This is a genomic window from Pseudovibrio sp. Ad13 (assembly GCF_001623225.1).
Taxonomy (GTDB): Bacteria; Pseudomonadota; Alphaproteobacteria; order Rhizobiales; family Stappiaceae; genus Pseudovibrio.
The window spans coordinates 59,002-84,419 of the sequence record NZ_LMCC01000015.1 but is presented as its reverse complement, the minus strand read 5'-3'; the positions used below and the strand labels follow the sequence as shown (position 1 = coordinate 84,419).

Annotated in this window: 26 protein-coding genes; 11 read left to right on the top strand and 15 right to left on the bottom strand. The window is 52.8% G+C overall.

What is annotated here, in order from left to right:
• The first annotated feature begins 31 nt into the window (after positions 1 to 31).
• From lpxD to lpxB, 5 genes are all read left to right on the top strand, one after another.
• The gene (gene lpxD, locus PsAD13_RS17535; protein ID WP_063319008.1) at positions 32 to 1,096 is read left to right on the top strand and encodes a UDP-3-O-(3-hydroxymyristoyl)glucosamine N-acyltransferase; all 1,065 of its coding nucleotides are present in this window, start codon (positions 32 to 34) and stop codon (positions 1,094 to 1,096) included.
• A gap of 123 nt (positions 1,097 to 1,219) precedes the next feature.
• Positions 1,220 to 1,696, top strand: coding sequence for a 3-hydroxyacyl-ACP dehydratase FabZ (fabZ, locus tag PsAD13_RS17530; RefSeq protein WP_063319007.1), 477 nt, complete (start codon positions 1,220 to 1,222; stop codon positions 1,694 to 1,696).
• 8 nt (positions 1,697 to 1,704) lie between these two features.
• The gene (gene lpxA, locus PsAD13_RS17525) at positions 1,705 to 2,505 is read left to right on the top strand and encodes an acyl-ACP--UDP-N-acetylglucosamine O-acyltransferase (protein ID WP_063319006.1); all 801 of its coding nucleotides are present in this window, start codon (positions 1,705 to 1,707) and stop codon (positions 2,503 to 2,505) included.
• Between the two features lie 17 nt (positions 2,506 to 2,522).
• Entirely contained in the window at positions 2,523 to 3,392 is an 870-nt protein-coding gene (gene lpxI / locus PsAD13_RS17520) for a UDP-2,3-diacylglucosamine diphosphatase LpxI (RefSeq protein WP_063319005.1), read from the top strand.
• A 3-nt stretch (positions 3,393 to 3,395) separates the two neighbouring features.
• Positions 3,396 to 4,592 carry a lipid-A-disaccharide synthase gene (lpxB, locus tag PsAD13_RS17515; RefSeq protein ID WP_063319004.1) on the top strand — a complete coding sequence of 399 codons (1,197 nt, stop codon included), beginning with the start codon at positions 3,396 to 3,398 and terminating at the stop codon, positions 4,590 to 4,592.
• Between the two features lie 136 nt (positions 4,593 to 4,728).
• On the opposite strand, the gene PsAD13_RS17510 is transcribed toward lpxB, so the two are convergent.
• The 4 genes from PsAD13_RS17510 to PsAD13_RS17500 all read right to left on the bottom strand — a co-directional run bounded on the left by PsAD13_RS17510 (position 4,729) and on the right by PsAD13_RS17500 (position 6,166).
• A complete protein-coding gene (locus PsAD13_RS17510) occupies positions 4,729 to 5,184 on the bottom strand; it encodes a hypothetical protein (protein WP_063319003.1) in 456 nt (151 codons plus the stop codon).
• 46 nt (positions 5,185 to 5,230) lie between these two features.
• Positions 5,231 to 5,446: a hypothetical protein gene (locus PsAD13_RS17505; RefSeq protein ID WP_063319002.1), complete on the bottom strand. Its 216-nt coding sequence runs from the start codon at positions 5,444 to 5,446 to the stop codon at positions 5,231 to 5,233.
• A 105-nt stretch (positions 5,447 to 5,551) separates the two neighbouring features.
• Positions 5,552 to 5,698 (bottom strand): hypothetical protein, encoded by a 147-nt coding sequence (locus PsAD13_RS27855; RefSeq protein ID WP_193777067.1) that lies wholly within the window; start codon positions 5,696 to 5,698, stop codon positions 5,552 to 5,554.
• 12 nt (positions 5,699 to 5,710) lie between these two features.
• Complete coding sequence (locus tag PsAD13_RS17500; RefSeq protein WP_057465517.1) at positions 5,711 to 6,166, bottom strand: hypothetical protein; 456 nt, start codon at positions 6,164 to 6,166, stop codon at positions 5,711 to 5,713.
• 318 nt (positions 6,167 to 6,484) lie between these two features.
• Here PsAD13_RS17500 and PsAD13_RS17495 point away from each other — a divergent pair, with 318 nt between their 5' ends.
• A complete protein-coding gene (locus PsAD13_RS17495) occupies positions 6,485 to 6,970 on the top strand; it encodes a GNAT family N-acetyltransferase (RefSeq protein ID WP_063319001.1) in 486 nt (161 codons plus the stop codon).
• Here the strand turns inward: PsAD13_RS17495 and PsAD13_RS17490 are convergent, their stop codons facing one another.
• From PsAD13_RS17490 to gltX, 5 genes are all read right to left on the bottom strand, one after another.
• Positions 6,971 to 7,456, bottom strand: a complete 486-nt coding sequence (locus tag PsAD13_RS17490; protein WP_063319000.1) for a hypothetical protein — start codon at positions 7,454 to 7,456, stop codon at positions 6,971 to 6,973.
• Between the two features lie 262 nt (positions 7,457 to 7,718).
• Positions 7,719 to 8,204 carry a hypothetical protein gene (locus PsAD13_RS17485; RefSeq protein WP_057465515.1) on the bottom strand — a complete coding sequence of 162 codons (486 nt, stop codon included), beginning with the start codon at positions 8,202 to 8,204 and terminating at the stop codon, positions 7,719 to 7,721.
• 189 nt (positions 8,205 to 8,393) lie between these two features.
• Positions 8,394 to 8,846, bottom strand: coding sequence for a hypothetical protein (locus PsAD13_RS17480; RefSeq protein WP_063305280.1), 453 nt, complete (start codon positions 8,844 to 8,846; stop codon positions 8,394 to 8,396).
• Between the two features lie 238 nt (positions 8,847 to 9,084).
• Positions 9,085 to 10,377, bottom strand: a complete 1,293-nt coding sequence (gene gltA, locus PsAD13_RS17475; protein ID WP_057465514.1) for a citrate synthase — start codon at positions 10,375 to 10,377, stop codon at positions 9,085 to 9,087.
• A gap of 231 nt (positions 10,378 to 10,608) precedes the next feature.
• On the bottom strand, positions 10,609 to 12,033 hold the full coding sequence (gene gltX / locus PsAD13_RS17470; RefSeq protein WP_063305279.1) for a glutamate--tRNA ligase: 1,425 nt from the start codon (positions 12,031 to 12,033) through the stop codon (positions 10,609 to 10,611).
• Positions 12,034 to 12,158: 125 nt separating this feature from the next.
• On the opposite strand from gltX, the gene PsAD13_RS17465 reads away from it, so the two are divergent.
• Positions 12,159 to 14,711 (top strand): ComEC/Rec2 family competence protein, encoded by a 2,553-nt coding sequence (locus PsAD13_RS17465; RefSeq protein ID WP_063305278.1) that lies wholly within the window; start codon positions 12,159 to 12,161, stop codon positions 14,709 to 14,711.
• Here PsAD13_RS17465 and lexA read toward each other — a convergent pair.
• From lexA to PsAD13_RS17435, 6 genes are all read right to left on the bottom strand, one after another.
• Positions 14,607 to 15,329, bottom strand: coding sequence for a transcriptional repressor LexA (lexA, locus tag PsAD13_RS17460; protein ID WP_057465511.1), 723 nt, complete (start codon positions 15,327 to 15,329; stop codon positions 14,607 to 14,609). The genes PsAD13_RS17465 and lexA overlap by 105 nt on opposite strands.
• A gap of 249 nt (positions 15,330 to 15,578) precedes the next feature.
• Positions 15,579 to 16,793, bottom strand: a complete 1,215-nt coding sequence (gene glp, locus PsAD13_RS17455; RefSeq protein ID WP_063318999.1) for a gephyrin-like molybdotransferase Glp — start codon at positions 16,791 to 16,793, stop codon at positions 15,579 to 15,581.
• A complete protein-coding gene (moaC, locus tag PsAD13_RS17450; RefSeq protein WP_063318998.1) occupies positions 16,790 to 17,293 on the bottom strand; it encodes a cyclic pyranopterin monophosphate synthase MoaC in 504 nt (167 codons plus the stop codon). Before moaC ends, glp begins: the two co-directional genes overlap by 4 nt.
• Before the next feature lie 57 nt (positions 17,294 to 17,350).
• A complete protein-coding gene (gene trpC / locus PsAD13_RS17445; protein WP_063318997.1) occupies positions 17,351 to 18,142 on the bottom strand; it encodes an indole-3-glycerol phosphate synthase TrpC in 792 nt (263 codons plus the stop codon).
• 13 nt (positions 18,143 to 18,155) lie between these two features.
• Entirely contained in the window at positions 18,156 to 19,193 is a 1,038-nt protein-coding gene (gene trpD, locus PsAD13_RS17440; RefSeq protein WP_057465507.1) for an anthranilate phosphoribosyltransferase, read from the bottom strand.
• Positions 19,194 to 19,338: 145 nt separating this feature from the next.
• Positions 19,339 to 21,225, bottom strand: a complete 1,887-nt coding sequence (locus PsAD13_RS17435) for a SurA N-terminal domain-containing protein (protein WP_063318996.1) — start codon at positions 21,223 to 21,225, stop codon at positions 19,339 to 19,341.
• Positions 21,226 to 21,470: 245 nt separating this feature from the next.
• Between PsAD13_RS17435 and tpiA the strand changes: the two genes are divergently transcribed.
• The 4 genes from tpiA (at position 21,471) to PsAD13_RS17415 (ending at position 25,394) form a co-directional block, all read left to right on the top strand.
• On the top strand, positions 21,471 to 22,220 hold the full coding sequence (gene tpiA / locus PsAD13_RS17430; protein WP_063318995.1) for a triose-phosphate isomerase: 750 nt from the start codon (positions 21,471 to 21,473) through the stop codon (positions 22,218 to 22,220).
• A 122-nt stretch (positions 22,221 to 22,342) separates the two neighbouring features.
• The gene (secG, locus tag PsAD13_RS17425; protein WP_063288990.1) at positions 22,343 to 22,708 is read left to right on the top strand and encodes a preprotein translocase subunit SecG; all 366 of its coding nucleotides are present in this window, start codon (positions 22,343 to 22,345) and stop codon (positions 22,706 to 22,708) included.
• Between the two features lie 179 nt (positions 22,709 to 22,887).
• Positions 22,888 to 24,516, top strand: a complete 1,629-nt coding sequence (locus PsAD13_RS17420; protein WP_057465503.1) for a CTP synthase — start codon at positions 22,888 to 22,890, stop codon at positions 24,514 to 24,516.
• A gap of 23 nt (positions 24,517 to 24,539) precedes the next feature.
• Positions 24,540 to 25,394, top strand: coding sequence for a VOC family protein (locus PsAD13_RS17415; RefSeq protein WP_208986741.1), 855 nt, complete (start codon positions 24,540 to 24,542; stop codon positions 25,392 to 25,394).
• Positions 25,395 to 25,418: the final 24 nt, after the last annotated feature.

Genomic DNA, 25,418 nt, shown 5'->3' with positions numbered 1-25,418 from the left:
ACCCTCGGCGGCCGTTTTTTTGTAGGATCCTATGACAGAACCATCAAATCAATCTGAAGTTAGCCCGGTTTTCTTCCCTGAAGCTCGATCAATAACAGTGAAACAAGTAGCTGAATGGGCTGGGGCGGAGATTGTTCGTGGTGATCATGACCTTGCCATTACTGGTGTTGCTCCTCTGGATGAAGGCGTTCCCGGAACGCTTGTGTTCATCGATAATCCAAAATATCTGGATCAGCTTGAGAGCACGAAGGCAACAGCTTGTCTCGTGAGCAAAAAGCATGTCGACAAGGTGCCTGACGGCGTTGTGCCTTTGCTCGCCAAGGAGCCGTACCGCTCACTGGCGAAAGTTTTGGCTGAGCTTTACCCAACCGCAATGCGGCCACTTTCGGTAACCAGCGAGACGTCTGTCAGTCCGCGTGCTTTTGTTGATGAGAGCGCGCAGCTGGGTGAAGGTGTTGTTGTTGAAGTTGGTGCTGTCATTGGCGCGCATGTGGTGATTGGGGCTGGATCTCGTGTTGGTCCCAATGCAGTGATCGCTGCCAATTGTCAGCTGGGCGAGAATTGCTCCATTGGAGCAAATTCCAGTTTGCAGCACGCAGTGCTTGGTGATCGTGTCATTATTCACCCAAACGTTAGCATAGGGCAGGATGGCTTTGGGTTTGCGATGGGGCCAGGTGGACATATCAAGGTTCCCCAGCTGGGCCGAGTTGTGCTAGGAAATGATGTTGAAATTGGCGCTGGCTCCTGTATAGACCGCGGTGCAAACCGTGATACGACTGTGGGTGATGGAACCAAGATTGATAATCAGGTTCAGGTTGGTCACAACGTTAATATCGGAAAGCATTGCGTCATTGTTTCTCAGGTAGGGATTTCTGGAAGTTCCAGCCTTGAGGATTATGTGGTTCTTGGCGGACAGACCGGTGTTTCCGGGCACGTTCGCATTGGAATGGGCGCGCAAGTTGCTGGCGTGAGTGCTGTACACGACGATCTGGCGCCAGGTGGGCGTTATGGTGGTGTACCGGCACGGCCGATCCGTGAGTGGTTCAAGGAAATGACGGCGCTTCGCCGCCTGACCGCTCAAGGCGGCAAGAAATAACAGATTAGACCCGGGATCTGATCCCGATAGTTAACTAGATTGGCTGGTGAATGAGGAGGGCGTATCCTCAGATGCTCCAAGTGAGACATATGCCAGTCAAACCGATATTGCTGAGGCATTATTATGAGTGATGTAGAGACCAGAACACTTGAAAGCGCTGATATCATGCGGGTTATGGAGCTTTTGCCCCATCGTTATCCGTTTTTGATGATTGACCGTATCGTTGATATGGACGGCGACAACTCAGGTGTTGGTATTAAGAATGTAACCATCAATGAGCCACATTTTCAGGGACATTTTCCAAGCCAGCCTGTAATGCCAGGTGTGTTGCTTATCGAAGCGATGGCTCAGACTGCTGGTGCGCTTTGCGTCCATGGTCGTGAAAAGAAAGATGTGCCTTCTCTGGTTTACTTCATGACCATTGATAAGTGTAAGTTCCGCAAGCCTGTGGTTCCTGGTGATCAGGTGCGCTTTCACGTGAAAAAAGTCCGCAACCGCGCGACCATCTGGAAATTTGAAGGTGTTGCAATGGTAGACGGGCAGAAGGTTGCTGAAGCGGAAATCAGCGCAATGCTTGTCGATTCTGACGAGGCGAATTGAGGTCATTGATGCAACAGATTCATCCCACCGCGATTATCGAGGATGGGGCCGTACTTGGAGAGAATGTCAAGATCGGTCCTTACTGCATGGTGGGTCCCAAGGTAACCCTTGGCGCTGATGTAGAGCTTGTTTCCCATGTGGTGATCGCTGGACGGACAACGATCGGCGCCCGGTCGAAGGTCTACCCGTTTGCCAGCTTGGGGCATCAGCCGCAGGATCTGAAGTTTTCCGGTGAAGATACGCTACTGGAAATCGGCGAAGACAATCAGATCCGCGAGCACTCCACTATGAACCCTGGCACTGCCGGCGGTGGTGGTGTGACGCGCGTTGGGAATGGTGGCCTGTTCATGATGGGTACTCATGTCGGGCATGATTGCATTGTGGGCAACAACGTTATTCTGGCCAACAACGCAACGCTTGCCGGGCATGTTGAGGTTGAAGATCACGTGATCTTTGGCGGACTGTCTGCTGTGCGTCAGTGGTGCCGTGTGGGTGCTCATTCCATCATTGGTGGTCTGACTGGTGTTGAGTTTGACGTGATCCCTTATGGATCTGTGATTGGTGATCGTGCGCGTCTTGCAGGGCTGAATCTGATTGGTTTGAAGCGCCGCAACTTTTCTCGCGAAGAAATCCACGCCCTGCGCGGTGCGTATAAGGAAGTCTTCAACAGTGAAGAGGGTACGTTGCGTGCTCGTGCTGAGATTGCGCGGACCAAGTACGCTGAATTTGAAGGTGTGCAGACGATGACGTCGTTCATGCTGGAAGATGAAAAGCGCCGGTTCTGTACGCCGCGCAACACCGGTGAATAAGGGTCTGTTTTGAATTCATGGTGAAACAGGCACCTATTGCTGTGATTGCTGGTGGCGGCGATTTGCCCGGTCTGGTCATTCGCTCCGCTATGGAACAAGGTCGCGATGTGGTGACCATCGCAATCAAGGGGGAGGCAGATGCCTCCCTTTCTGCGTTTAATCCCGTTGAACTTGGCTGGGGGCAGATCGGCAAACTGTTCTCAACGTTGAAATCTAACGGTGTTCAGGATGTGGTGTTGATTGGCGCTGTGCAGAAGCGGCCTGATTTCACATCAATCCTCGGTGATTTTGGAACGATTTGGCGTTTGCCGCGTATCATCAAGGCTGTTGTTGGCGGCGATGATCATTTGCTGGTGAAAGTAGCCGGGATATTTGAACGAGAGGGTTTGCACGTGGTTGGTGCTCATGAAGTTGCTCCGGGGTTGGTTGCTAGCCCAGGCCACGTGGCAGGGCCGAAGCCGGATGCCAAGGCTCTGAGTGATATGAAGCTTGCCATTGAGGCGGTGGATGCTGTGGGCCGATTGGATATCGGGCAGGGTGCTGTTGCTGTGGGTGCACGTGTTGTTGCTGTTGAGGGCGCTGAAGGCACGGACGCCATGCTTGAGCGTGTTGCTGGGTTGCGTGCTAATGGCCGTGTCCGGTCCAAAGGGGCTGCAGGTGTGCTTGTAAAGTGTTCTAAGCCGCAACAGGATCTGCGCCTTGATATGCCGACCGTTGGGCCAGAAACCATACAGAAAGCTTCTGACGCACAGTTAAAAGGCGTGTGTGTTGAGGCTGGGCGTGTACTGGTTGCTCATCGTGATGAGGTTGAGCGCCTTTGCGATGAGTTGGGTGTTTTCCTTTATGGTTGCGCACGTGATGAAGACTTTGAAGCTGGTGAGCGCTGAGGTATGAGCGATTTGGAAGCTGTCAAACCCTTCAAGGTTTTCTTTGTTGTTGGCGAGGAATCTGGTGATCAGCTCGGCGCGGAAGTCATAAAAGCCCTGCGGGCTTCGATTGGCGATCGTCTTCAGGTCTGTGGTCTGGGCGGTGAGCGCATGGCGGCTCAAGGTGTGCAGTCGATCTTTCCGCTGCATGATATTGCTGTGATGGGCATCACGGCGGTGTTGGAGCGTTTGCCGACAATTATTCGCCGTGTACATCAAACTGTTGATGCGGTTATGGCCGAGCAACCTGATTTACTGCTGATCATCGACTCTCCGGATTTCACTCACAACGTTGCAAAGCGCGTGCGCAAAAAAGCGCCGCATATTCGGGTGGTGGACTATGTGAGCCCGTCTGTGTGGGCGTGGCGTCCGGGACGTGCGAAGAAGATGGCGGCATATGTGGATCAGCTGCTTGCTCTGTTGCCGTTTGAGCCTGAGGCCCACAAGCGCCTTGGTGGGCCGCCTTGTGACTATGTAGGGCATCCGTTGATTGAACGGCTTGCGGATTTGCGGCCTGCTCCGGGGGAGCGCGCAGAGCTCGGGACAGGCAGAAAGCAGTTGGTGGTGCTTCCGGGCTCCCGAACCAGCGAGGTTTCGCGGTTGCTGGAGCCGTTTGGTGAAGCAGTCGCTTTGATTTGTGCGCAAGACCCGGATGTGGATGTGATCATTCCAGCAGTGCCTCATCAGGAACAGCGCATTCGCGATGGTGTGGCGTCCTGGAAGGTGCAGCCGCGTATTGTGACGGGTGAAGCGGAAAAGTTTGCGGCTTTGCGACAGGCAAATGCAGCGCTTGCGGCCAGCGGTACTGTGTCTTTGGAGCTGGCGATTGCTGGGGTGCCTATGGTTATAGCTTACAAGCTGGACTGGTTCTTCCGCCGCCTGAAGCAGATCAACCGGTTCGTCAAGATTGTTGCGGTGGACACCATTGTGCTGCCCAACCTTGTGCTTGGAGATCACAGCATCAAGGAATATATTGAAGACGAAGCGGCCCCTGAAGTGCTTAGTCAGGCCGTACTTGCGCTGCTGTCTGATAGTCCAGAGCGGCGGGCGCAGCTGGACGCGTTCTCTCGTATTGATGAAAAGATGCGTTTGCCTGAAGGCGAAAGTCAGGCAGGCAAGGCTGCCCGGATCATTTTGGAAACGGCTGGAGTTTCAGCTTAGGTGCTTTTGAAAGTGATTCATTAAATGGGTGTAGCTCTTTGAAAACCAAGAGTCATTTGGCGTTGCGCTTAAAGTGATGCTTTAAGCTATGAGTTTAAAGGCCTGAAGGGATCTTCAGGCCTTTTTATATGGTGGCTTAGTTGCTGACCACTTTGACCTGAATGACGCCTCTACACGTACCGTCGGAAAAGACACCGGTGGCTTCCTGGCTGCCGATCAATCCTGTTGCTGCCAGTTCCACATCTACAGGTGTTTTGGTTTCATCATCGGGGAAGATGATTTCATATTGGTTCTCGATGGAGAAGATACCTTCGCTTACGTTTCCGCCGAGTGCAATGACTTCGATGTTATGTCCTTCTTTGGTTGTCCGCTTGAGTGGGTTGCTTGCTGAATCTGGATTACTTTGCGTTGTGAAGCCGGTGCCATAGCGCTTTTCACAGGTGCCATCATCAGGGCTTCCATCGGTCATGGACAATTCAGAGAAGGTGATTGTTCTGTTGCCGGGGCCTAATCGTTGTGTGAGGGCCTGTGCTGATGTGCTGGCAATGGTCATAGCCAGAATGCAGGCGGAAGTCAGGAGGAATGGTTTCATTGTTCTATCCGTCCCGTTTTATTGAGTGGTATGGTGCAGTGTTGTATCATTGTGCTGCTGTATTCTTTACGAGCATGATCTGTACGGTGCCGCGGCATATTTCGTCAGAAAAAACTCCGGAAGCTTGTCCGTCTCCAATGAGGCCGGTTGCTATCAGTTGAAATTTGATAGGTTTAGCTTCGGTGTCATCGGGGAAGGTGAAGAGGTACTCATTTTCCAGCGAATATACGCCATCTCCCAAGCTGCCACCTACATGGGTCATCTTGATAATGTGCCCTTCATAAGTGTTGAATTCCCGCTGTTCAGGGAGGGAGCCGGGGTGTGCTTTGACAGTAAAGCCCTTCCCGTAGCGCCTTGTGCAGATCTCTTATTCCGGACTTCCGTCCACCAGTGACGGGTCGGTGAATGCGGAAAACTTGTCGCCGCGCCCCAATCGCAGGCTCATCGCGTCTGCATTGATGCTTGTGAGCGTCAGGGCTGTCAGGGATATCACTGTGCAAAGGGCGGCTTTCATCAGGTGGAGGTCCTACTGCTGAGCAGATTGAATGGTGACTTTGCCGCGGCACGTGCCATCCGAGAACACGCCTGAGGCTGTTCCGCTGCCAATCAGGCCGGTTGCGAACATCTTCACATCAATTGTTTCTTTGTGTTCGTCATTGGGAAAGATGATCTCGTACTCATTTTCGATGGACAGGATGCCATCCCCAATGGTGCCACCGGTGGAGGAGATGATGATGTCGTGGCCTTCTGTCGTCGTCTTTTGAGCGTTTGGTGAAGATGTGTCGGGATGGTCTGCGGTTTTGTAACCTGTTCCGTAGCGTTTTGCGCAGGTGCCGTCGTCAGGCGTGCCGTCTGCCAATGTCAGCTCGGAGAATGTGACGGATTCATTGTCACTGCCCAGACTGTGATCGTCTGCCAGAGCCGTGCTGCTGATATAGGCAATTGCGCCAAGGCTTGCTGCTGCACAGAGATATTTCTTCATGGGTGCCACCACTTGTTATTTTCAGGCTTAAAACCGCGCAAAGAGTAGTCCTGCTGCGTTAACGTAGATGTTTTTGCTGAGCTTCGATTTTCTTTAGGATGAAGAATGGGTTTTGGGGATACTGCTGGATTTAGCCAGTTTCTAATGCACTACGCATAAACATCCGTGAAAACTGAAGATTTACGCAGTACAGGGGCTGGAAAAGCCGGGGCTTATGATAGGCTATGCTCTTCATTGCATTGATGCATCGTGGGTTTTCTCCTGTCGTGTTTGTTTTGAGAATGAGTGTGCAGGTCAGCTACAGATTTTGAGGTTTTTATGAAAGTCAGAGACGCGGTTCTGGCCGATGTTGAAGAAATCAGCAGTTTTTTGCAGGAACTTGCTGCGTTGGGAAAGCGCAGTTTGCCGAGTGATGAGACCTATGTGATCTCTCAGTACATTGCTCATTCAGATAATATCCGCTGTTCTGTGGTTGAAGATGTGGACGGGACCCTGCTTGGGCTGCAGGTCCTGAAATGGGCATCAGAGGGCAACACTTATGGTGTGACGCCGGGTTGGGGCATGATCGGCACCCATGTGCGCCCGAGTGCTGGGCGCCGCGGTGTCGGGCGGGCCTTGTTTGCTGCAACGCTTGATGCTGCCAGACAAGCCGGTCTTGAGAAGATTGATGCCACGATTGGTGCCTCCAACCCGGAGGGGCTGGGTTATTATGAGGCGGTTGGCTTTCGCACCTATAAGACCAACGAGAGTTCTGTCAGTAAATGCTTTGAGCTGACTGAGGCAACTGCACCTGTCCAGAAATGATCATTTGACGCCGACGACAGAGAATCTTCCGGAGCAGATGCCATCTGAGAAGACGCCGGTGAAGATTTTGGAGTTCACGAAACCGGTTATGAACTGGGTGTTCTCGACTTCTTCATCCGGATCATTGGGGAAGGTGATGAGGACTTGCGAGTGTTCGGCATAAATGCCGTCACCGCGCAACTCGCTGCGGGCATAAAGGGAGAATTTGTGCCCTTTGTCGCTGACAAATTGTCCGCGCCGTCCGTTTGGATCGGGGTAGACAGTGTATCCGTTGCCATAGCGCTCTTTACAGAACTCAACACCAACTGCATCTGTCAGGACTGTCAGGTTCTGGATGGCGATTTGCCGTGATACAGACAGGCGTTTCAGGTCGGTGAAGGGATTGCCCCGGTTGTCGCGGTGGGTGATCTGACCATTGGCTTGCCCCAGCATCCCAATGGTGAGGATGAGAGCTACACCGGACTGTTTCAGTTTTGTAAGGCGCATGTCTACTCCCATTTCAAACCTGCTGTGCCTGACCTCTCGTCCCGGATCTGTCGACGACAGGACTGAGGCTTGTTGCTGCACAGAAAATCTTCTTCATGGGGAGCTTCCACTCGTTGCTGTTCAGGCCTCACGACCAGCAAAGAATAGTCCTGCTGCGTTAATGTAAATGCTCTGGGTTCAATTTGATTTTCTTTAGGATGAAGAATGTGTTTCGCGCGATTGTCCGGATTTAATCAATTTCTCGAGGCAGCGTTTTGCGGGATCAATTGGCGGCTACGACGGAGAAGTGCCCGGTACAGACGCCATCAGAGAAGACGCCGCTGAACATCTTGGAGTTGACGAAGCCGGTGATGAAGGCAGTCACCTCGACCTCTACGTCCGGGGCATTGTGGAAGGTGATCAGCAGTTTTGAGTGTTCTGCATAAATGCCGTCCTGACGCCACTCACTGCGGTCGTAGAGGGAGACTTTGTCGTTCATCTTGCTGATAAACTGCCCTTGTTTCCCGTTTTGGTCAGGAAAAATTGTGCCGCCTTTGCCATAACGTCCCTCGCAAAACTCAATTCCCACGGCATCAGTCAGGACTGTCAGGTTGTCAATTAAGACTTGCCGTGTTGGAAGGGCGCGCTTCATGTCGGAAAACGGATTAGCCTTATTGACGCGATTGACGATCTGACTGCTGGCTGGCCCCAGTAGTCCAAAGGTGATGAGGAGAACAACACCGGACTGCTTCAGCTTTTTAACTCGCATGCTTTCTCTCGTTTTAAACCTGTTGTGTCCCATCTTTTATGCCTGAACGGTCAGGATTGGTGCGGCTGCTAAATGCTGTTGGACGATGAACCGGACGTGCCTTTTGCACCGGACCATTTCGGTTTGGGGAACCTCTCAGATTATCTGGCTCTGTCTGTGTCAGTTCAACGGAACGGTGGTGAGCGGGCTTTACTGGAGTTTCAGCGGGCCAACAAAGACCTTGCCGGTGCATGTGCCGTCTGTGAATACGCCGCTGTAATGGTCTCCGCCAATCAGGCCGGTTACGAACTGAGTGACCTCGATCTCTTCCTCTTTATTGCCGGGAAACGTCATCATAAACCGGTCGTGCTCTGCAAAAATGCCGTGTCCCAGGATCTCGTTTGTATCGACCAGCGTTACCGTGTGCCCTTTATCGCTGATGTAGGTGCGCTTAGGGGCTTCCTTGGAGGGGGAGACTGTATACCCGTCACCATATCGCTCAACGCAGATGGAATTGTCTGATGTGCCGTCCTGCATGCTCAGGTTTGAAAAGACAACGTCTCTGGAGGCTTGTGTGGTGTCGGTGTTTGCTAAGGAATAGCTTGCCAGACCAGCAGAGAGGAGCGTGAAAGCTGCAAAAACAGGGAGGGGGGCAAGACGCATCAATACATCCTTTTCTGATGCCAGTGGTAGTGCCGGGCACTTGGTCAAACATCAAGGATAGGGATGTGGTGAGGCATGAACAGGATTAAGCCGCCTCATGGTTTGCGTGTGTTGAACGCAATGGGCGCTATTCAAATAAAAAGGAGGCAAAATGCCTCCTTTTTCTAAGTCTGTCTATCAGCTCAAGCAGCTTTGCTACACTTCCCGAAAACCGGTATCCGTTTTTCGGAGAATGTTCTTAGCGGCGCTGGTCGATTGGCTGATAATCACGCTCGGAATAGCCGGTGTACAGCTGGCGTGGACGACCGATACGCTGGGAAGGATCTTCAATCATTTCCTTCCACTGTGCGATCCAACCTACTGTACGAGCCAGTGCGAAGAGCACGGTGAACATGGTGGTTGGGAAGCCCAGAGCACGCAGGGTGATGCCGGAGTAGAAGTCAATGTTTGGATAAAGCTTCTTCTCAACGAAGTAAGGATCGGTGAGAGCAACTTTTTCCAGTTCCATTGCCACTTCAAGAAGCGGATCGTCCTGGTGGCCCAGCTCTGCAAGCACTTCATGACAGGTTTTCTGCATGATGCGCGCGCGTGGGTCGTAGTTTTTGTAGACGCGGTGACCGAAGCCCATGAGGCGGAACGGATCATTCTTGTCTTTTGCACGTGCTACATACTCAGGAATACGGTCAACAGAACCGATTTCGGAGAGCATGTTCAGAGCTGCCTCATTCGCACCGCCATGAGATGGACCCCACAGACATGCAATACCAGCTGCAATACATGCAAATGGGTTTGCGCCTGAAGAACCAGCAAGACGTACGGTGGATGTGGAAGCATTCTGCTCGTGGTCAGCGTGCAGGATGAAGATACGGTCCATGGCACGTGCCAGAACCGGATTTACTTTATATTCCTCACATGGAACTGCGAAGCACATGTGCAGGAAGTTGGATGCGTAGTCCAGATCGTTTCTTGGGTAAACGAATGGCTGGCCAACGTGGTATTTGTAGGCCATTGCAGCAATGGTCGGCATCTTTGCGATCATGCGCAGGGATGCAACCATGCGCAGGTGTGGATCAGAGATGTCGGTGCTGTCATGATAGAAGGAAGAGAGAGCTCCAACGGTACCGGTCATGACTGCCATTGGGTGGGCGTCACGACGATAACCCTTGAAGAAAGAGCTCATCTGATCATGGATCATGGTGTGGTAGGTTACACGATGAACAAAATCGTCCTTCTCTGCGCGTGTTGGCAGTTCGCCGTACAGCAGCAGATAGCAGCTTTCCAAAAAGTCGCCGTGTTCGGCGAGCTGTTCAATCGGGTAACCGCGGTAAAGCAGAACGCCTGCGTCACCGTCGATGTAAGTGATCTTGGATTCGCATGAGGCAGTTGATGTGAAACCAGGGTCCAGTGTGAAGTGATCAGTTTGCTTATAAAGCGAACCGATGTCCAGAACATCAGGGCCCATGGAGCCAGAGTGGACGTTAAAGTCCCAGCTGTTGTCTCCAATAGTCAGTTTCGCTGTTTTGTCGCTCATATCAGGCAACCCCCATTTTGTATCTCCTCATGCGACTTGCTTCATTTGTGTACAAATGAATACACTGCATGATCTGACGTTTCCGCCCGGAGGAGAGTGTTGTCGTGGAACTGCCTATATCATTTGCCGCGATGGGGCAAGCGCCCGCAACCAATGCTTTTAGCTATAAGTGTAACTACCGCTACGAATGACTAGTATTTGCAGCGGTAGTTTCTTTTAGAATTCAGCGAATTAAGCTGAAAGATCACGAATGCGTGCGCAAGATTCGTCTTTTCCGAGCACTTTGAGCACGTCAAAGATGCCTGGGGATGTGCCACGACCAGTGAGTGCAGCGCGCAATGGCTGAGCAACTTTGCCGAGTTTCAGCTCTTCTGCTTCAGCAACTGCCTTAACGGCAGTCTCGGTGCTCTCCACGGTCCACTCGTCCAGTGCTTCCAGAGCAACCAGAACCTTGCCAAGAACAGCACGTGCCTCGTCAGAGAGGATCTTTTCAGCCTTTGCATCCAGATCCAGCGGACGCTGAACCCAGAGGTAACGAGCAGATTCCTGCAGTTCGACAAGGGTCTTTGCACGCTCTTTCAGGCCAGGCAGAGCTTCAACCAGTTTGTCCTGGTTTCCATCGCCTGCAATCCACGCCATGACGTCTGCGCCGCCTTCCACGTCCATCAGATAGGTGAGGAAGTGACCGAGCAGCTCCTCATCGCTTTCTGAGCGCATGTAGTGAGCGTTCAGGTTTTCCAGCTTCTTGAAGTCGAAACGGGACGGGGATTTGCCGACAGCGTCCAGACCGAACCACTCGATCATCTGATCGGTAGAAAAGATCTCGTCATCGCCATGGGACCAGCCGAGGCGTGCCAGATAGTTGCGCATGGCGGATGGCAAGTAGCCCATAGCCCGGTACGCTTCTGCACCTACTGCGCCGTGGCGCTTGGAGAGCTTTGCGCCATCTGGTCCGTAGATCAGCGGAATGTGCGCCATGACCGGGACATCCCAGTTCAGAGCCTTGTAGATCAGGGACTGGCGTGCTGCGTTGGTCAGGTGGTCATCGCCACGAACGATGTGGGTGACGCCCATGTCGTGATCGTCTACCACAACGGCCAGCATGTAGGTTGGGTTGCCATCAGAACGCACGAGGATCAGGTCGTCCAGATCCTTGTTGGCGAACTTGACGGTGCCCTGAACCTGATCTTCCACGATGGTGTCACCTTCAAGCGGTGCTTTCAGGCGAATGGCAGGGGCGATGCCTTCTGGTGCTTCAGATGGGTCACGATCACGCCAGGTGCCGTCATAGCGCGGCGGGCGACCTTCTGCGCGGGCCTTCTCGCGCATCTCGTTCACTTCTTCCGGGGAGCAGTAGCAGTAGTACGCAGTGCCGTCCTTGACCATCTGCTCAGCAACTTCGCGGTGGCGGTCAACGCGGCCATACTGGGAGATCGGCTCGCCGTCCCAGTCCATGCCCAGCCAGGACAGACCGTCCAGCAGCGCATCTACGGCTTCCTCAGTGGAGCGGGAGCGATCGGTGTCTTCAATGCGCAGCAGCATTTTACCGTCGCTGTGTTTTGCCAGAAGCCAGTTGAACAGGGCTGTACGGGCGCCGCCAATATGCAGGTAGCCAGTAGGAGAAGGCGCGAAGCGCGTCACAACAGGTTTAGTCATAGGTGTTCCGGAAAAGTTTCAAGTTACTTCGAATAGTTTGGGGTAATTACGGCGGGGCGCCGTACCTCTGCGGGCTGTGTACCATAGCATTGAAAAGTTCCCAAGTGGCAGAAAGGGACTTAAGGGTGCGCGAGGGGCAATCATCCTCAGACAAGACGCAATCTGGTGGCTGTGCTCCCAGAATAGGTGAGCTTTGCCTTGAGGAGGATAAGTTTTCTTCTGCGCCGTTTGAGACCGATACGGCGCTTGCTGGGCGAACTACACAGCAACGCACAAAAACGCAAGTCAACGCAAAAAACGCACATAGCAACGCAAGCATGCGTTTTGCTGAAGAGAAACAGCGCCTTAGTCTTCGTGATGTGCTTCAAAGGGCACGTAAGCTGCTGGGTTTCGTGCTGAGGCCGGATTGGTCAGCTGTCATGACTTATGCCCGCTCTGCGCTCGTGCAGGATTGGAACAAGGGGCATGGCATCCTCTGGTATGCGCTTTGCCATTTAGCTGGTGTGCTGGTTTATTTCTCACTCCCCGCCGAGCCTTACAGTGTTTTAAGCGGAACTCCTTTTATCTTATTGGGAGTATTCGCTTTTCGTCGTTGGAAGATCGGGCGGTTAACGGTTGGGCTGACCGCGCTTTTGTTCTTTACTGCCGGGTTCTTCCTTGCTGATTTGCGCGTGGAGTATGCGCGCGGTGACCCGCTGGAGCGCCCGGTTACACGCAAAGTGGAGGGTGTGGTTGCTGGAGTGAAGCATTCTGGCAAAGGGGCTTACTCCGTCATTTTTGCAGATGTGACAACACTTTCGCAGAAGGGCGTAACTCTTCTTTCTTATCGCATCCGGATTAGCATCAAGGGGATGAAAGAGGCACCCGTGATGGGGGACAGGATGCAGCTGAAGGCTCGGTTGTTGCCGCCGGGAGGTGCGGTGCGCCCCGGTGGGTATGACTTTGCCCGAACTGCGTTTTTCAGTGGGATTGGTGCGGTCGGCTATGCGCTTTCCAAACCGGTTGTTGTGGCACAGGTAGAGGGCACAAGTTTTCTGCAAGGGATAGAGCGTGTGCGCAGTGGGATAGCACAGCGGATCCGGCGGGTGTTGGATAACAGCCCGGAAAGTGCGTTTGCTGTTGCACTTCTGGTGGGCAAGCGAGACTATCTTGCCACCGCTGACAAGGATGCCTTGCGCAATGCAGGGCTTGCTCATGTGCTCGCTATCTCCGGCATGCATATGGGACTTGTGACCTCTCTGGTCTTCCTTGGTGCCCGCCTGATCCTATCCCTCAGCCAGTCGCTTGCGCTGAAAGGACATATTCACGTTTATGCCAGCGTGGCAGCACTGATTGCGGCGATTGTTTATCTTGGTTTGTCAGGAGCTTCTGTGGCAACGCAGCGGGCTTTTTTGATGGCGGCGATGATTTTATGCGCGGGTCTGCTTGGTCGGCGGGCCTTCAGTCTGCGTGGTCTGGCGCTGGCTTGCCTTGTGCTTTTAAGCCTGAGGCCGGAGGAGGTTCTGGCTCCCGGGTTTCAGATGTCCTTCATTGCAGTGCTCGCCTTGCTCTCAGCCTATATGCTTGGGAAGGATTGGTTGCTCGGTAATCGAGATAGTTCGCGAAGACGGAATACCTCATGGTTTCATAGGATTAGTCGTGTAATCTTAAAGTGGATTCTAGCTTGTGCGTTGACCTCGTTGATTGCAGGTGCTGCCACGGGGCCAGTTGCGGCGATGCATTTTGAGCAGGTTGCGCCTTATGGAGTTCTGGGGAATATTCTTGCTATGCCATTGGTGACTTTTGTGGTTATGCCCCTTGGGTTATTGAGTCTGTTGGCGATCCCGTTTGGTGCGGATGCGTTCTTTCTGCAAGGGATGGAGGCTGGGTTGGCGCTGGTGCTGAAAGCTGCTTACTGGGTGAGCTCACTCAGTGAGGGGCTGACCAGTCTCGGGGTTTCCAGTGCTCCAGGGTATCTGCTCGTGATCCTAGCGATTGTCGTACTGTGTGTGATGCCGCTGCGCCTGAAATGGCTTTCACTTCCGGCATTTACGGTGAGTGTCCTGATGTTTGCCGGTGGCAAGGCGCCTGATCTGATGATTGCGGATGCGGGCAAGCACATTGCTTATTATGGGCAGGATGGTGCGTTTCGACTGACGTCCTCACGTATGTCGTTTGCTGCTGACAGCCTGTTGCGCGCTGGTGGAGTTTCGGCGGGTTCGTTCAAGCAACACAAGGTGAGGGCTTCAGATCGGTCCTGTGATGATCGCGGCTGTGTGATTGAGATATTCCCTCAGCAGCCTGCAGAGGGAGGGAGGATAAGCTCTGCGCCGATCCTGTTGGCACAGTCCAAAGTGGCTGATGTTTTGGAGGCTGACTGCCATCTTGCCACCATCGTCATCACGCAGGTTCAGGCGCCTCCGGCTTGCCGGGCTGAGCTGGTTATTGACCAGAAGGTTTTCGGAGAGCGCGGTTCAGCTTACATCTGGCTTTCTGTTGGTGCTGAGGGCGGGGAAAGAATAAAAAAAGTGCGCTGGGCATATGATGCTCAGCGCAGGCCTTGGAATCCGAAATTGCCTCAGGCAACCAATGATTTAATAGCGGCGGAAGAGCGCAATCATCTTGCCTTGCACGTGGACGCGGCCCGGGCCGAAGATGCGAGTTTCGTAGGCGGGGTTGGCCGCTTCCAGCGCGACTGAGGCGCCTTTTTTGCGCAGGCGCTTCAAGGTTGCTTCTTCTTCATCAATCAGCGCCACAACAATCTCGCCGTTATCAGCCGTGTCACCACGTTTGATCAACACGGTATCTCCATCGAAGATACCGGCATCGATCATGGAATCGCCTTTGACTTCCAGCGCATAATGCTCGCCGCGACCCATCAGATCAGCAGGCATTGCGATGGTATGGCTTTGTGTCTGGATTGCTTCGATTGGGACGCCTGCAGCAATGCGGCCCATGACCGGGATTTCCAGCGTTGGCACTTCGTCTGGTGATGTGGTGCGTGGAGGTGGCGGCGTTGCTACTTTCTTGCTCAGGGAGCCCTCAATCACCTCAGGTGCAAAGCCTTTTTCCTTAGCGGCAGGCTTCAGGCCCGGAGAAATGGAGTCTGGCAGTTTGAGGATTTCAAGTGCACGAGCTCTGTTCGGCAAGCGGCGAATGAAGCCGCGCTCTTCCAGAGCTGTGATCAGCCGGTGAATGCCGGATTTGGAACGGAGGTCCAGCGCGTCCTTCATCTCATCGAAGGAGGGCGGAACACCGGCTTCCTTCAAGCGTTGATGGATGAACATCAAAAGCTCGTGTTGCTTCTGTGTAAGCATCTTTTATCCCCGTTCGCTCCTAAGGCGCTGATTGAAAGTGAGCGGTCATTCCTGACCAATCGCAGTTTTGTAATTCCAAGAAGCTGAAAGACTTCAACTTCTGCGATTGGAAGGACAAAACACGAACGTACTCTACCTGTTCTCATTGTGTTCTGCAATGGGTTTGTTGAGGTTAAGCCCTGCTAGAACTGGGGGATTTGGTTTCTGGTGGGTGAGTGGGCAGGGGTTGCCCACTTCTGATGTCTGGATTTAGCGTAGCTTGAGCAGGTCCACTTTTTCACCTGCCTTTGCAGCTGGTGCGTGTGGTGGACGAATGATCAGGGCATCTGCTTTTGTCAGCAAGGCAAGCATGGAAGAGTCCTGTTTGCCAAACGGTGTTGCTATCAGATCTCCGTGTTCGTCTGTGTCCAGACTGGCGCGCAGGTAGTCCTGGCGCATATCATTTGTAGGCAAATCATCTGCCAGAGTTGCTTTGGTAACGCCTTGATTTGTCACAGAGACCGTGCGGCCTAACATCTTGTCCAGAAGCGGGCCGAGGAAGAGGAGTGCGCATACAAGGCTGGAGACTGGATTGCCAGGAAGGCCGAGGACTTTCATCGGGCCAAGGGCACCGGCCATGAGGGGCTTGCCCGGGCGCATGGCGATGCGCCAGAAGCCTAGCTCCATGCCTTCAGCGCCCAGTACGTCCTGAATGAGATCGTGGTCGCCAACAGAGGCACCGCCGAGTGTCACCAGTACATCGGCTTTTGCTTCAATAGCCTGTTTCACGCGTGCCGTGATTTCCTCAGGCTGGTCTGGTGCAATGCCCAGCATCATTGGCGTTCCGCCACAGTTTCTGACGAATTCTGCGATGCCGACTTGATTGGACGCTATGATTTGATTCGGACCTGGTATCTGACCTGGCTCTACGAGTTCATCACCATTTGCGAGGATCGCAACAACCGGTTTTTTGCGTACTGGCAAGGCTGCGTGGTTCATGGCGCCTGCAAGCGATAACTCACGGAAGCCGAGTGGCGCGCCTGCCTTCAGGAGGGTCTGACCTTCTTTGAAGTCGAGGCCTGCTGGGCGGATGAACTTACCAACAGAAACGGCTTCCTCGCAAAACAGGTTATCCCCGTCACGGCGGGCGTTTTCCTGCATCAAAATTGCGTCGACGCCTGCTGGAACAGGTGCACCTGTAAAGATGCGCAGAGCTTCTCCGGCTTGCAACGTGCCATCGAAGTTATGCCCGGCAGCGACTTCTCCAATGACCTTCAAAGCAGTCTCTGGATCGACCGTATCAGCAGCTTTGACGGCATATCCATCCATTGCTGAGGCGGAAAATGGAGGCTGCGTTCGTGTTGCAGCAACATCTTCTGCCAGAATGCGTTCTCCGGCTTCAAGTAGTGGAAGCTGCTCGGTACCGGTCGGATTCACATCTTTCAGGAGGCGGTCCAGCGCTTCTTCAATACTGATCAAGTTCATTGGGAGTTATCCTCCTCAGCCAGATAGTGACCGGACTTGCCGCCCTTCTTCTCCAGCAACCGGATTTCACCGATCTCCATAGAGCGATCAACGGCTTTTGCCATATCGTAAATTGTCAGGCAGGCAACGGAGGCAGCTGTAAGTGCTTCCATCTCGATGCCAGTCTGGCCGGATACTTTTGCGAAGACTTCGATCTCAATTCCCGGAAGTTCAGGGTTGGGTGTGAAGTCCACCTGAACCTTGGAAAGCGCCAGAGGATGGCACAACGGGATCAGCTCGTGAGTTCTCTTGGCCGCCATGATGCCAGCAATGCGCGCCGTTGCGAGCACGTCGCCTTTCTTGGCGTTGCCTGAAAGGATCATGTCCAGAGTTTCAGGCCGCATTTTTACCTGACCGCCTGCACGGGCAATGCGTGAGGTAACCTCTTTCTCCGAAATGTCGACCATATGAGCCGCACCGCTGTCATCTAAGTGAGTGAGTTTTGGAGAAAGTTCTGACATTTTCTTGCCTCTGGACACAGTTTGTTCAGGTGTCTGCTTTTGCCAAGCAGTTGATTTTTAGCGTTTAAGCAAAGCTTTGGTTGCGGTTTCCACATCTTCCTGACGCATCAGGCTTTCGCCGATGAGGAAGGTGGAGATGCCGGAGTTTTCCATTCGGGAGAGGTCTTCCGGAGTGAACAGGCCGCTCTCGCCAACGATGATCCGATCTTGCGGGATCAGTGGTGCGAGCCGCTCGCTGGTTTCCAGAGATGTCTCGAAGGTTTTTAAATTGCGATTGTTGATGCCAACAAGCGGAGAGGAGAGCTTCAGTGCGCGTTCCAACTCAGCTTCGTCATGAACTTCGATAAGCGCATCCATGCCCAGTTCAAATGCGGCGTCTTCCAACTCTTTGGCCAGTTGGTCGTCAACAGCTGCCATAATGATCAAAATACAGTCAGCGCCCCATGCACGTGCTTCATGAACCTGATAGGTGTCATAAAGGAAGTCCTTGCGCAGAACTGGCAGGGAGACTTCAGCGCGAGCTGTGACGAGATATTCTGGTTTGCCCTGAAAGGATGGTGTGTCTGTCAATACGGACAAGCATGCTGCACCACCGTTTTCATAGGCTTTGGCGAGTGCGGGCGGGTTGAAGTCAGCGCGGATCAACCCCTTGGATGGACTTGCTTTTTTTACCTCTGCGATCAGGGCGTACTCACCGTTCACATGCTTGGCTTTCAAAGCATTTGCAAAGCCGCGTGTTGGTGTTGCTGCTTTAATCGCCTCATTCAGATCAGCCAATGAAGTTTGCGCTTTGGCAGCAGCAATTTCTTCACGTTTGTAAGCTTCGATTTTCGTAAGGATATCTGACATGGGATCCGTGGTCTTAGAGTTTCATATTGGCAGCTGTTGCAGCGTCGGAGGCTTCAACAAGTTTGTCCAGTCGGGAAAGGGCTGCACCTTGGTCAATCGCATGCGCAGCCATCTGGACACCCTCAGCGAGGGTGGAGACCTTATCTGCGACGATAAGGGAGGCCGCTGAATTGAGCAGGACGATATCCCTGTAAGCGTTTTTTGCTCCTTGCAGCACTTCGCGCAGTGCCTGAGCATTTTCTTTTGGATCGCCGCCTTTCAGATCTTCTGTCTTTGCAAGCGGCAGGCCCGCATCTTCAGGAGACACTGTGAAGGTGTTGATGTTTCCGTTCTTCAGTTCGGCGACAAAGGTAGTTCCGGTGGTGGTGATTTCGTCCATTCCATCGGAGCCGTTGACGATCCAGGCTTTTTCGGTGCCCATTTCCTGAAGGGTGTTGGCGAGTGGTTCAACCCATTGCTGTGCGAATACGCCTGTCATCTGGCGCTTTGCGCCTGCCGGGTTGGCGAGCGGGCCTAGCAGGTTGAAGATTGTTCTGGTGCCCAGCTCAATGCGGGCCGGGCCGACATGGCGCATGGCCTTGTGGTGGTTTGGTGCAAACATGAAGCCGATACCGGCCTCATGAATGCAATGGCTGATGCCGTTCGCATCCAGGTCCAGGTTGATGCCAAGCTCGGCAAGTGCTTCTGCTGAACCGGATTTGGAGGACAGGGACCGGTTGCCATGTTTTGCAACGGTCACACCGCAGCCCGCCACAACAATGGCTGTGCAGGTTGAAATGTTATAGGAGCCGGATGCGTCACCACCTGTGCCAACAATGTCGATGGCGTGATCTGGTGCTTTCACCGGGATCATTTTGGCGCGCATGGTTTCTACAGCTGCAGAAATTTCGTCGATGGTTTCGCCGCGCAAGCGCAAGGCCATGAGGAAGCCACCGATCTGTGCGGGAGTTGCAGCGCCTGACATGATGATCTCGAAGGCCTCGCGGGCCTGAGATCGGTCCAACGTGTTTCCGTCAGCGACAATTCCAATGAGATTTTTCAAATTGCTCACGGCGAAAACCCCCTCAATCTCTCAGGTAATTCCTTAGCATACACAAGGGCTAACTATTAGATAGCTTTCGGAGGGCTGTCTAGGAGATAAACAAAAGCCCGCCACACTTATAAGTGTGGCGGGCTTGTTTTCGACAAGGATTTGTCTACTGGCGATCCAGTCCGGTCAGCTGGTTGAAGACTGCCTGATTTACTCGGACACCTTCTGTTTGCTCCAGCTGAGAGATGAACTGGTTGAGCAAGGAGCTTTCCAGCGCACTTGTTAGCTGAGTGTCAATGCGCTGCACGTTTTCAGATTCTGTCATGAAGGCTGGAGACGTCGTGTCGGTTAGGACAAGAAGAATGCGGTCTTCGTTGTTGCCAGGAACCTGAGAGGCGGTGCCTTTTGGTCCGGAAAATGCTGCTGTCACAGCAGAGCCGGAAAGCTCCGCGATGCCGCCGTTGCGGGTGAACGGAGCAGATGTGGCTGTTGTCAGACCTTCGGCCGTTGCGACTTCGGAAAGAGGCTTTCCTGCTTCGACTTCTGCGATCAGAGCTTGGGCTTTTTCTTCCAGTAGTTCCGCTGTGCGGTTGGCTGTCCAGTCAGCAGTCACGGCTTCTTTTACTTCAGAGAGTTCTCTGTCGCGGGAAGGGGTGACATTTTTCACTTCGTACCACAGGTGACCTGTACGGTCGATTTCCAGCGGATCATTTTCAACGCCAACATCGGTTGAAAAGACTGCTTTGGTCAGTGCGCTTGCTTGTGGAAGATCAACAGTTTCGCCCGCTTCGTTTTTACCGGAAGCGTCAAATGAAGGTGTGTTGATCAGAGCCAGATCAAAGCGCTCAGCGATTTCTTCAAAGGTGCTGCCGCCTGCGCGTGCGTCTTCGACTTCGTTGAAGAGGTCTTCTACTTCATCGGCTGCGTTTGCCTGAGCAACGACACCGCGTAGTTCGTCTTTAACGTCTTCCAGAGGCTGTACTGCTGCTGCTTTGACCTCTTTGGCAAAGAGAATCGCGTTAGTGAACTGACCTTCGACCACGTTGCTTGCCTGACCTTCTTTGAGAGCAAAAGCTGCATCTGCAATTTTTTGGTCAAGGAAGCCGGATTTGTTCATGAGGCCGAGGTCGACGTCTTTTTCGGTCAGATCGCGTTCATTCATGAGGTCTTCAAAGGTCTTGCCGGACTCCATTTCAACAACAGCAGCTTCTGCTTCCTGTTTGGTTGGGAAGGAAATCTGGAAGATGCGGCGCTGTTCCTGAGACTGATAGCGGTTTTTGGTGCGCTCATATTCCTGAGCGAGTTCCGCTTCAGTCACATTTTCCGGCTTTGCAATCTTGTCTGCTGTCAGCTCGATCAAAGTGGCACTGCGGTATTCAGGTGCTTTGTAGTTGCCTTTGTTCTCTTCAAAGAACGTAGCGAGTTCTTCGTCAGTCGGAGCTGGAACATTTGTCAAAGAGCTTTGTGGCAGCACGAGGTACTCAACAGTGCGCTCTTCCATTGCGTATTTGTCGAAGGCTTCGAGCATTGCTTTAGGCACAACGATGCCGCCGATAACAGCTTCTGCAAGCTGCTGACGCTCTGCGACGAGCTGTTGCTGCATCACGAATTCGTCTTCGCTTATGCCCAGATTATAAAGTACCTGGCTCAGGCGATTACGGTCGTAGCCATTTACACCCTGAAATGCTGGTGTTTCCTGAATTGTTTTGACAATAGCTTCATCAGATACACCGATGCGCAGCTGTGATGCTTCATAATCAAGCGCAGCTTCGGCGATGAGGCGGCCCAGAACCTGAGCTGGTACGCCAAATGCAGCGGCCTGTTCCTGAGTGACAGGCTGGCCGACGCGGCGTGACAGCTGGTCGAGCTCGCGTGAATAAGCTCGTTGGAAATCCTGAGCCGAAATTTCTTTGTCGCCAACTGAGGCAACAGATGTGGAGCCGATTCCAGTAAAGACGTCAGCGATCCCCCAAACTGCAAAGCTGAGGACCAGAAGGCCGATCAGGATCTTTGCGAACCAGGAACCTACGCTATTACGCAGCGCGTCGAGCATAATTTTATCCGTTCTCTTGTTGAAGGCGAGGGACAGTCTCCCCGCGCACACATGCAAGGCCGCCGGATAATAGTGTTCCTTTCGCCCTGGGGCAAGTTTACACGCCATAAAGGCTGTGAGATTCGACAGGAGATACGAAGTTCATCGTACTAGCGGTAATCCGCTATGGGACTTAAGTGTTTTTTCTGCTAGTGAGCACACATTCCATTTGGGAATTTGGAATTCATATTTGGGGAACGGATCAAATGACTAATCGGCCACTTGTTGCTGGTAACTGGAAAATGAATGGCACCAAGGCTTCAGCTGCAGAGCTGGAAGCTATGGGCGCGGGATACGACTCAGCACTTGCCGAAAATGTAGAGCTTCTGATTTGTCCACCTGCATTGCTGGTTGCGCAGTTGGCTTCCCAAGACAAAATTGCGATTGGCGCACAAAACTGCCACGCAAATGAGAGCGGTGCGCATACTGGCGATATTTCTGCGGAAATGATCCGTGATGCTGGCGGCAAGTTTGTGATTGTTGGTCACTCCGAGCGCCGCGAAGATCATGGCGAATCTGATGCGGACGTTTGTGAGAAGGCTGAAGCTGCTTACCGCGCTGACCTCATTGCTATTGTTTGTGTTGGTGAAGTTGAGAGCGAGCGCCGCGCAGGCACAACACTTGACGTGGTTACCAAACAGGTTCTGGGTTCAGTGCCAGCAGGCGCAACTGCCGAAAACACTGTAATTGCTTATGAGCCAGTTTGGGCGATTGGTACTGGATTGACGCCAACTCCAGCAGACGTTGCTGAGGTTCACGCTTCTATTCGAGCGACTCTCATCAAGCAGTTTGGTGGTGATGTTGGCGGTAAAATGCGCATCCTTTATGGTGGCTCTGTTAAGCCTACCAATGCAAAAGAGCTGCTTGCGGTTGAAAACGTTGATGGTGCTCTGGTTGGCGGTGCAAGCCTGAAAGCTACGGATTTCCTTGGAATTGCCGAAGCTTATCGCGGCTAATAATAGCCGGTTTTTTATAATATTCTTAGCAGTCCACCAATTTGCTGCGCCTTTAGGGTAGAAAGGCGCAGCAAATTCGGTTAGAAGGCCGACTAACGAATTCATTAAACCTACGGATACCTATGGAAACCGTTCTGATTGTTATCCACCTGATGGTCGTCGTGGCGCTGGTAGCACTGGTTCTACTACAGCGCTCTGAAGGCGGCGCATTGGGTATTGGCGGCGGTGGCGGCGGTGGTGTGATGAGCAGCCGCGGCACAGCTAATGTGTTGACTCGCGGTACTGCGATTCTTGCTGTCTGCTTCTTTGCTACTTCACTCGCTCTTTCTCTGTTGGCTCGTTATGATGAGCGTCCAGGCTCTCTGCTTGATCAGGTTCCTGCCGGTTCAGCAACGCAGGGTACAGAAGGGGGCGCTGGCAATGGTCTTCTTGACCAGCTTCAGCAGCAAAGTCAGCCAACTGGCCCGCAGGTTCCACCTGCTCAGTAATCTGCTGTAAAGCAGAAACAGTTGAAATATACGTCTGACGGCACCGCACACTTGTGCAGTGTCCGTCATTCGTGCGTTCAGACATAACTCAATTATCCAGGGTATTGGATTATCAGGCACCCACCACGGCGTGCTTCCCTATTTGATAAATTCCACCCTTTCAAACGTGGTAGCGATCCATGGCACGGTACATATTCATCACCGGTGGTGTTGTTTCTTCTCTTGGGAAGGGACTTGCCTCCGCAGCTCTTGGTGCGGCTTTACAGGCGCGCGGATATAAGGTTCGGCTCCGTAAACTCGATCCTTATTTGAACGTTGATCCGGGTACCATGAGCCCTTACCAGCATGGTGAGTGTTATGTGACCGATGATGGCGCAGAGACCGATCTGGATCTTGGCCACTACGAGCGTTTCACGGGGCGTCCGGCAAATAAGCAGGACAACATTACCACTGGTCGCATTTATCAGGATATTATTGCGAAGGAACGCCGCGGTGATTACCTCGGCGGTACCGTACAAGTGATTCCTCACGTGACTGATGCGATCAAGAACTTCGTTCTCGATGGCAACGAAGGCTACGACTTCGTGCTTTGTGAGATCGGTGGCACCGTTGGTGACATCGAAGGTCTGCCGTTCTTTGAAGCTATTCGCCAGCTGGGCAATGATTTGCCACGCGGACAAGCTGTTTACATCCACCTGACACTGCTGCCTTACATCGCAAGTGCTGGTGAAATGAAGACCAAGCCGACACAGCACTCTGTTAAAGAGCTGCGTTCTATCGGTATTCAGCCAGACATTCTTATGGTGCGCTGTGATCGTCAGATCCCTGAGAATGAGCGCCGTAAGCTTTCTCAGTTCTGTAACGTACGCGAAGAAGCTGTTATTCCGGCATATGATGCGAAGAGCATTTATGAAGTGCCGCTGGCCTACCACAAGGAAGGTCTTGATGAGCAGGTTCTGGATGCATTTGGCATCACCGGTGCTCCGGCTCCAGATCTTTCCCGCTGGGAGAGCATCGTAAACTCTCTGTTCAATCCAGAGGGTGAAGTCACTATTGCGATTGTTGGCAAGTACACCGTTCTCAAAGACGCATATAAGTCCTTGATTGAAGCGCTTGTGCATGGCGGAATTTCGAATGGTGTGAAGGTCAATCTTGAGTGGATTGAATCTGAAACATTTGAAAAAGAAGACCCAAGCGAGTTCCTTGCTAATGTGAATGGTATTCTCGTTCCTGGTGGTTTTGGTGAGCGCGGCTCTGAAGGCAAGATTGCTGCTGCACACTATGCACGTGTGAACAACATCCCTTACTTCGGTATCTGTTTTGGTATGCAGATGGCTGTTGTTGAAGCTGCGCGTAACCTTGCGGGTATCGCTGATGCGAGCTCCACCGAGTTTGGCCCAGCCAAAGAGCCAGTTGTTGGCCTGATGACTGAGTGGACACGCGGTAACGAGAAAGAACAGCGTCAGGCAGAAGGTGATCTGGGCGGTACCATGCGTCTTGGTGCGTATGATGCTGTTCTGAAAGCTGACAGTAAGATTGCTGCGATCTACGATTCCACTGAGATCTCCGAGCGTCACCGTCACCGTTATGAAGTGAACATCGGGTACCGTGATAAGCTTGAAGAAGCTGGTCTGATCTTTGCTGGCACCTCTCCTGATGGTGTTCTGCCTGAAACGGTAGAAATTGATAACCATCCTTGGTTCATCGGTGTTCAGTACCATCCAGAACTTAAATCACGCCCGTTTGAACCGCATCCGCTGTTCTCCTCCTTTGTAGGTGCTGCGCGCGATAATAGCCGTCTGGTTTAATCTGCTGTTTTGGGGGAAACACTTTGACCAAGGGAATCGACCACATTGTACTTGCTGTAAACTCTTTGCAGGATGCAGCAGGGCTTTGGGAACAGCTCGGATTTAAGGTGACGCCAATTGCGCATCATCCTTGGGGCACGGAAAATCGCCTCGTTCAGCTGAACGGCAGTTTTCTTGAGGTTTTGGCGATTGGCGAAGGTGCTAAGCTAACAGAACTAAGTGAAGGTGTTTTCTCCTTTGGCGCGTTCAATCGTGACTTCCTGCTCAAGGGAGAAGGTGCTTCCATGTTCGTCATGGACAGCACGAGTGCGGTGGACGATCATAAAGCATACGCTGCTGCCGGTCTTCCTGAGTACGCGCCATTTTCCTTTGAGCGGATTGCTGTTTCTCCAGAAGGTGAAGAGCGTCAGGTTGCCTTTGATCTGACGTTCACGACAGATCCACTCAGTGCGGAACTTGGCTTTTTTACCTGCCATAACAAATTTCCGGAAAACTTCTGGAAGGCAGAGTATCAGTCCCATCCAAACACTGTGCGCGATCTGAGTGAAGTTATTTTTGTTGCAGATGACCCTGCTGACCATCATGAATTCCTAAAGGCGTTTATTGGTGAGCGTACTGCACGGCTTTCCAGTCTTGGTGTTGAGATTGAAACGTCTCGCGGGGTGGTCAGGGTTCTTTCCCCAAGCGCCTATGAGAGCCTTTATGGGGTTAAAGCTCCAGCTAACAGGGCAGGCCTTAAACTGGCTGCCCTTGGCTTTTCTGCTGCAAATCTTGAGAGCTTTGGGGAATATGCTGAAGCGCTTGGTGGACGCAAATCCGGTGATTTCTGGGTGATTGAGCCAGAACGAATGGCCGGTGTTACCGTGATCTGCAGCTGAACCTATTTAAACCCCGGGGCTATC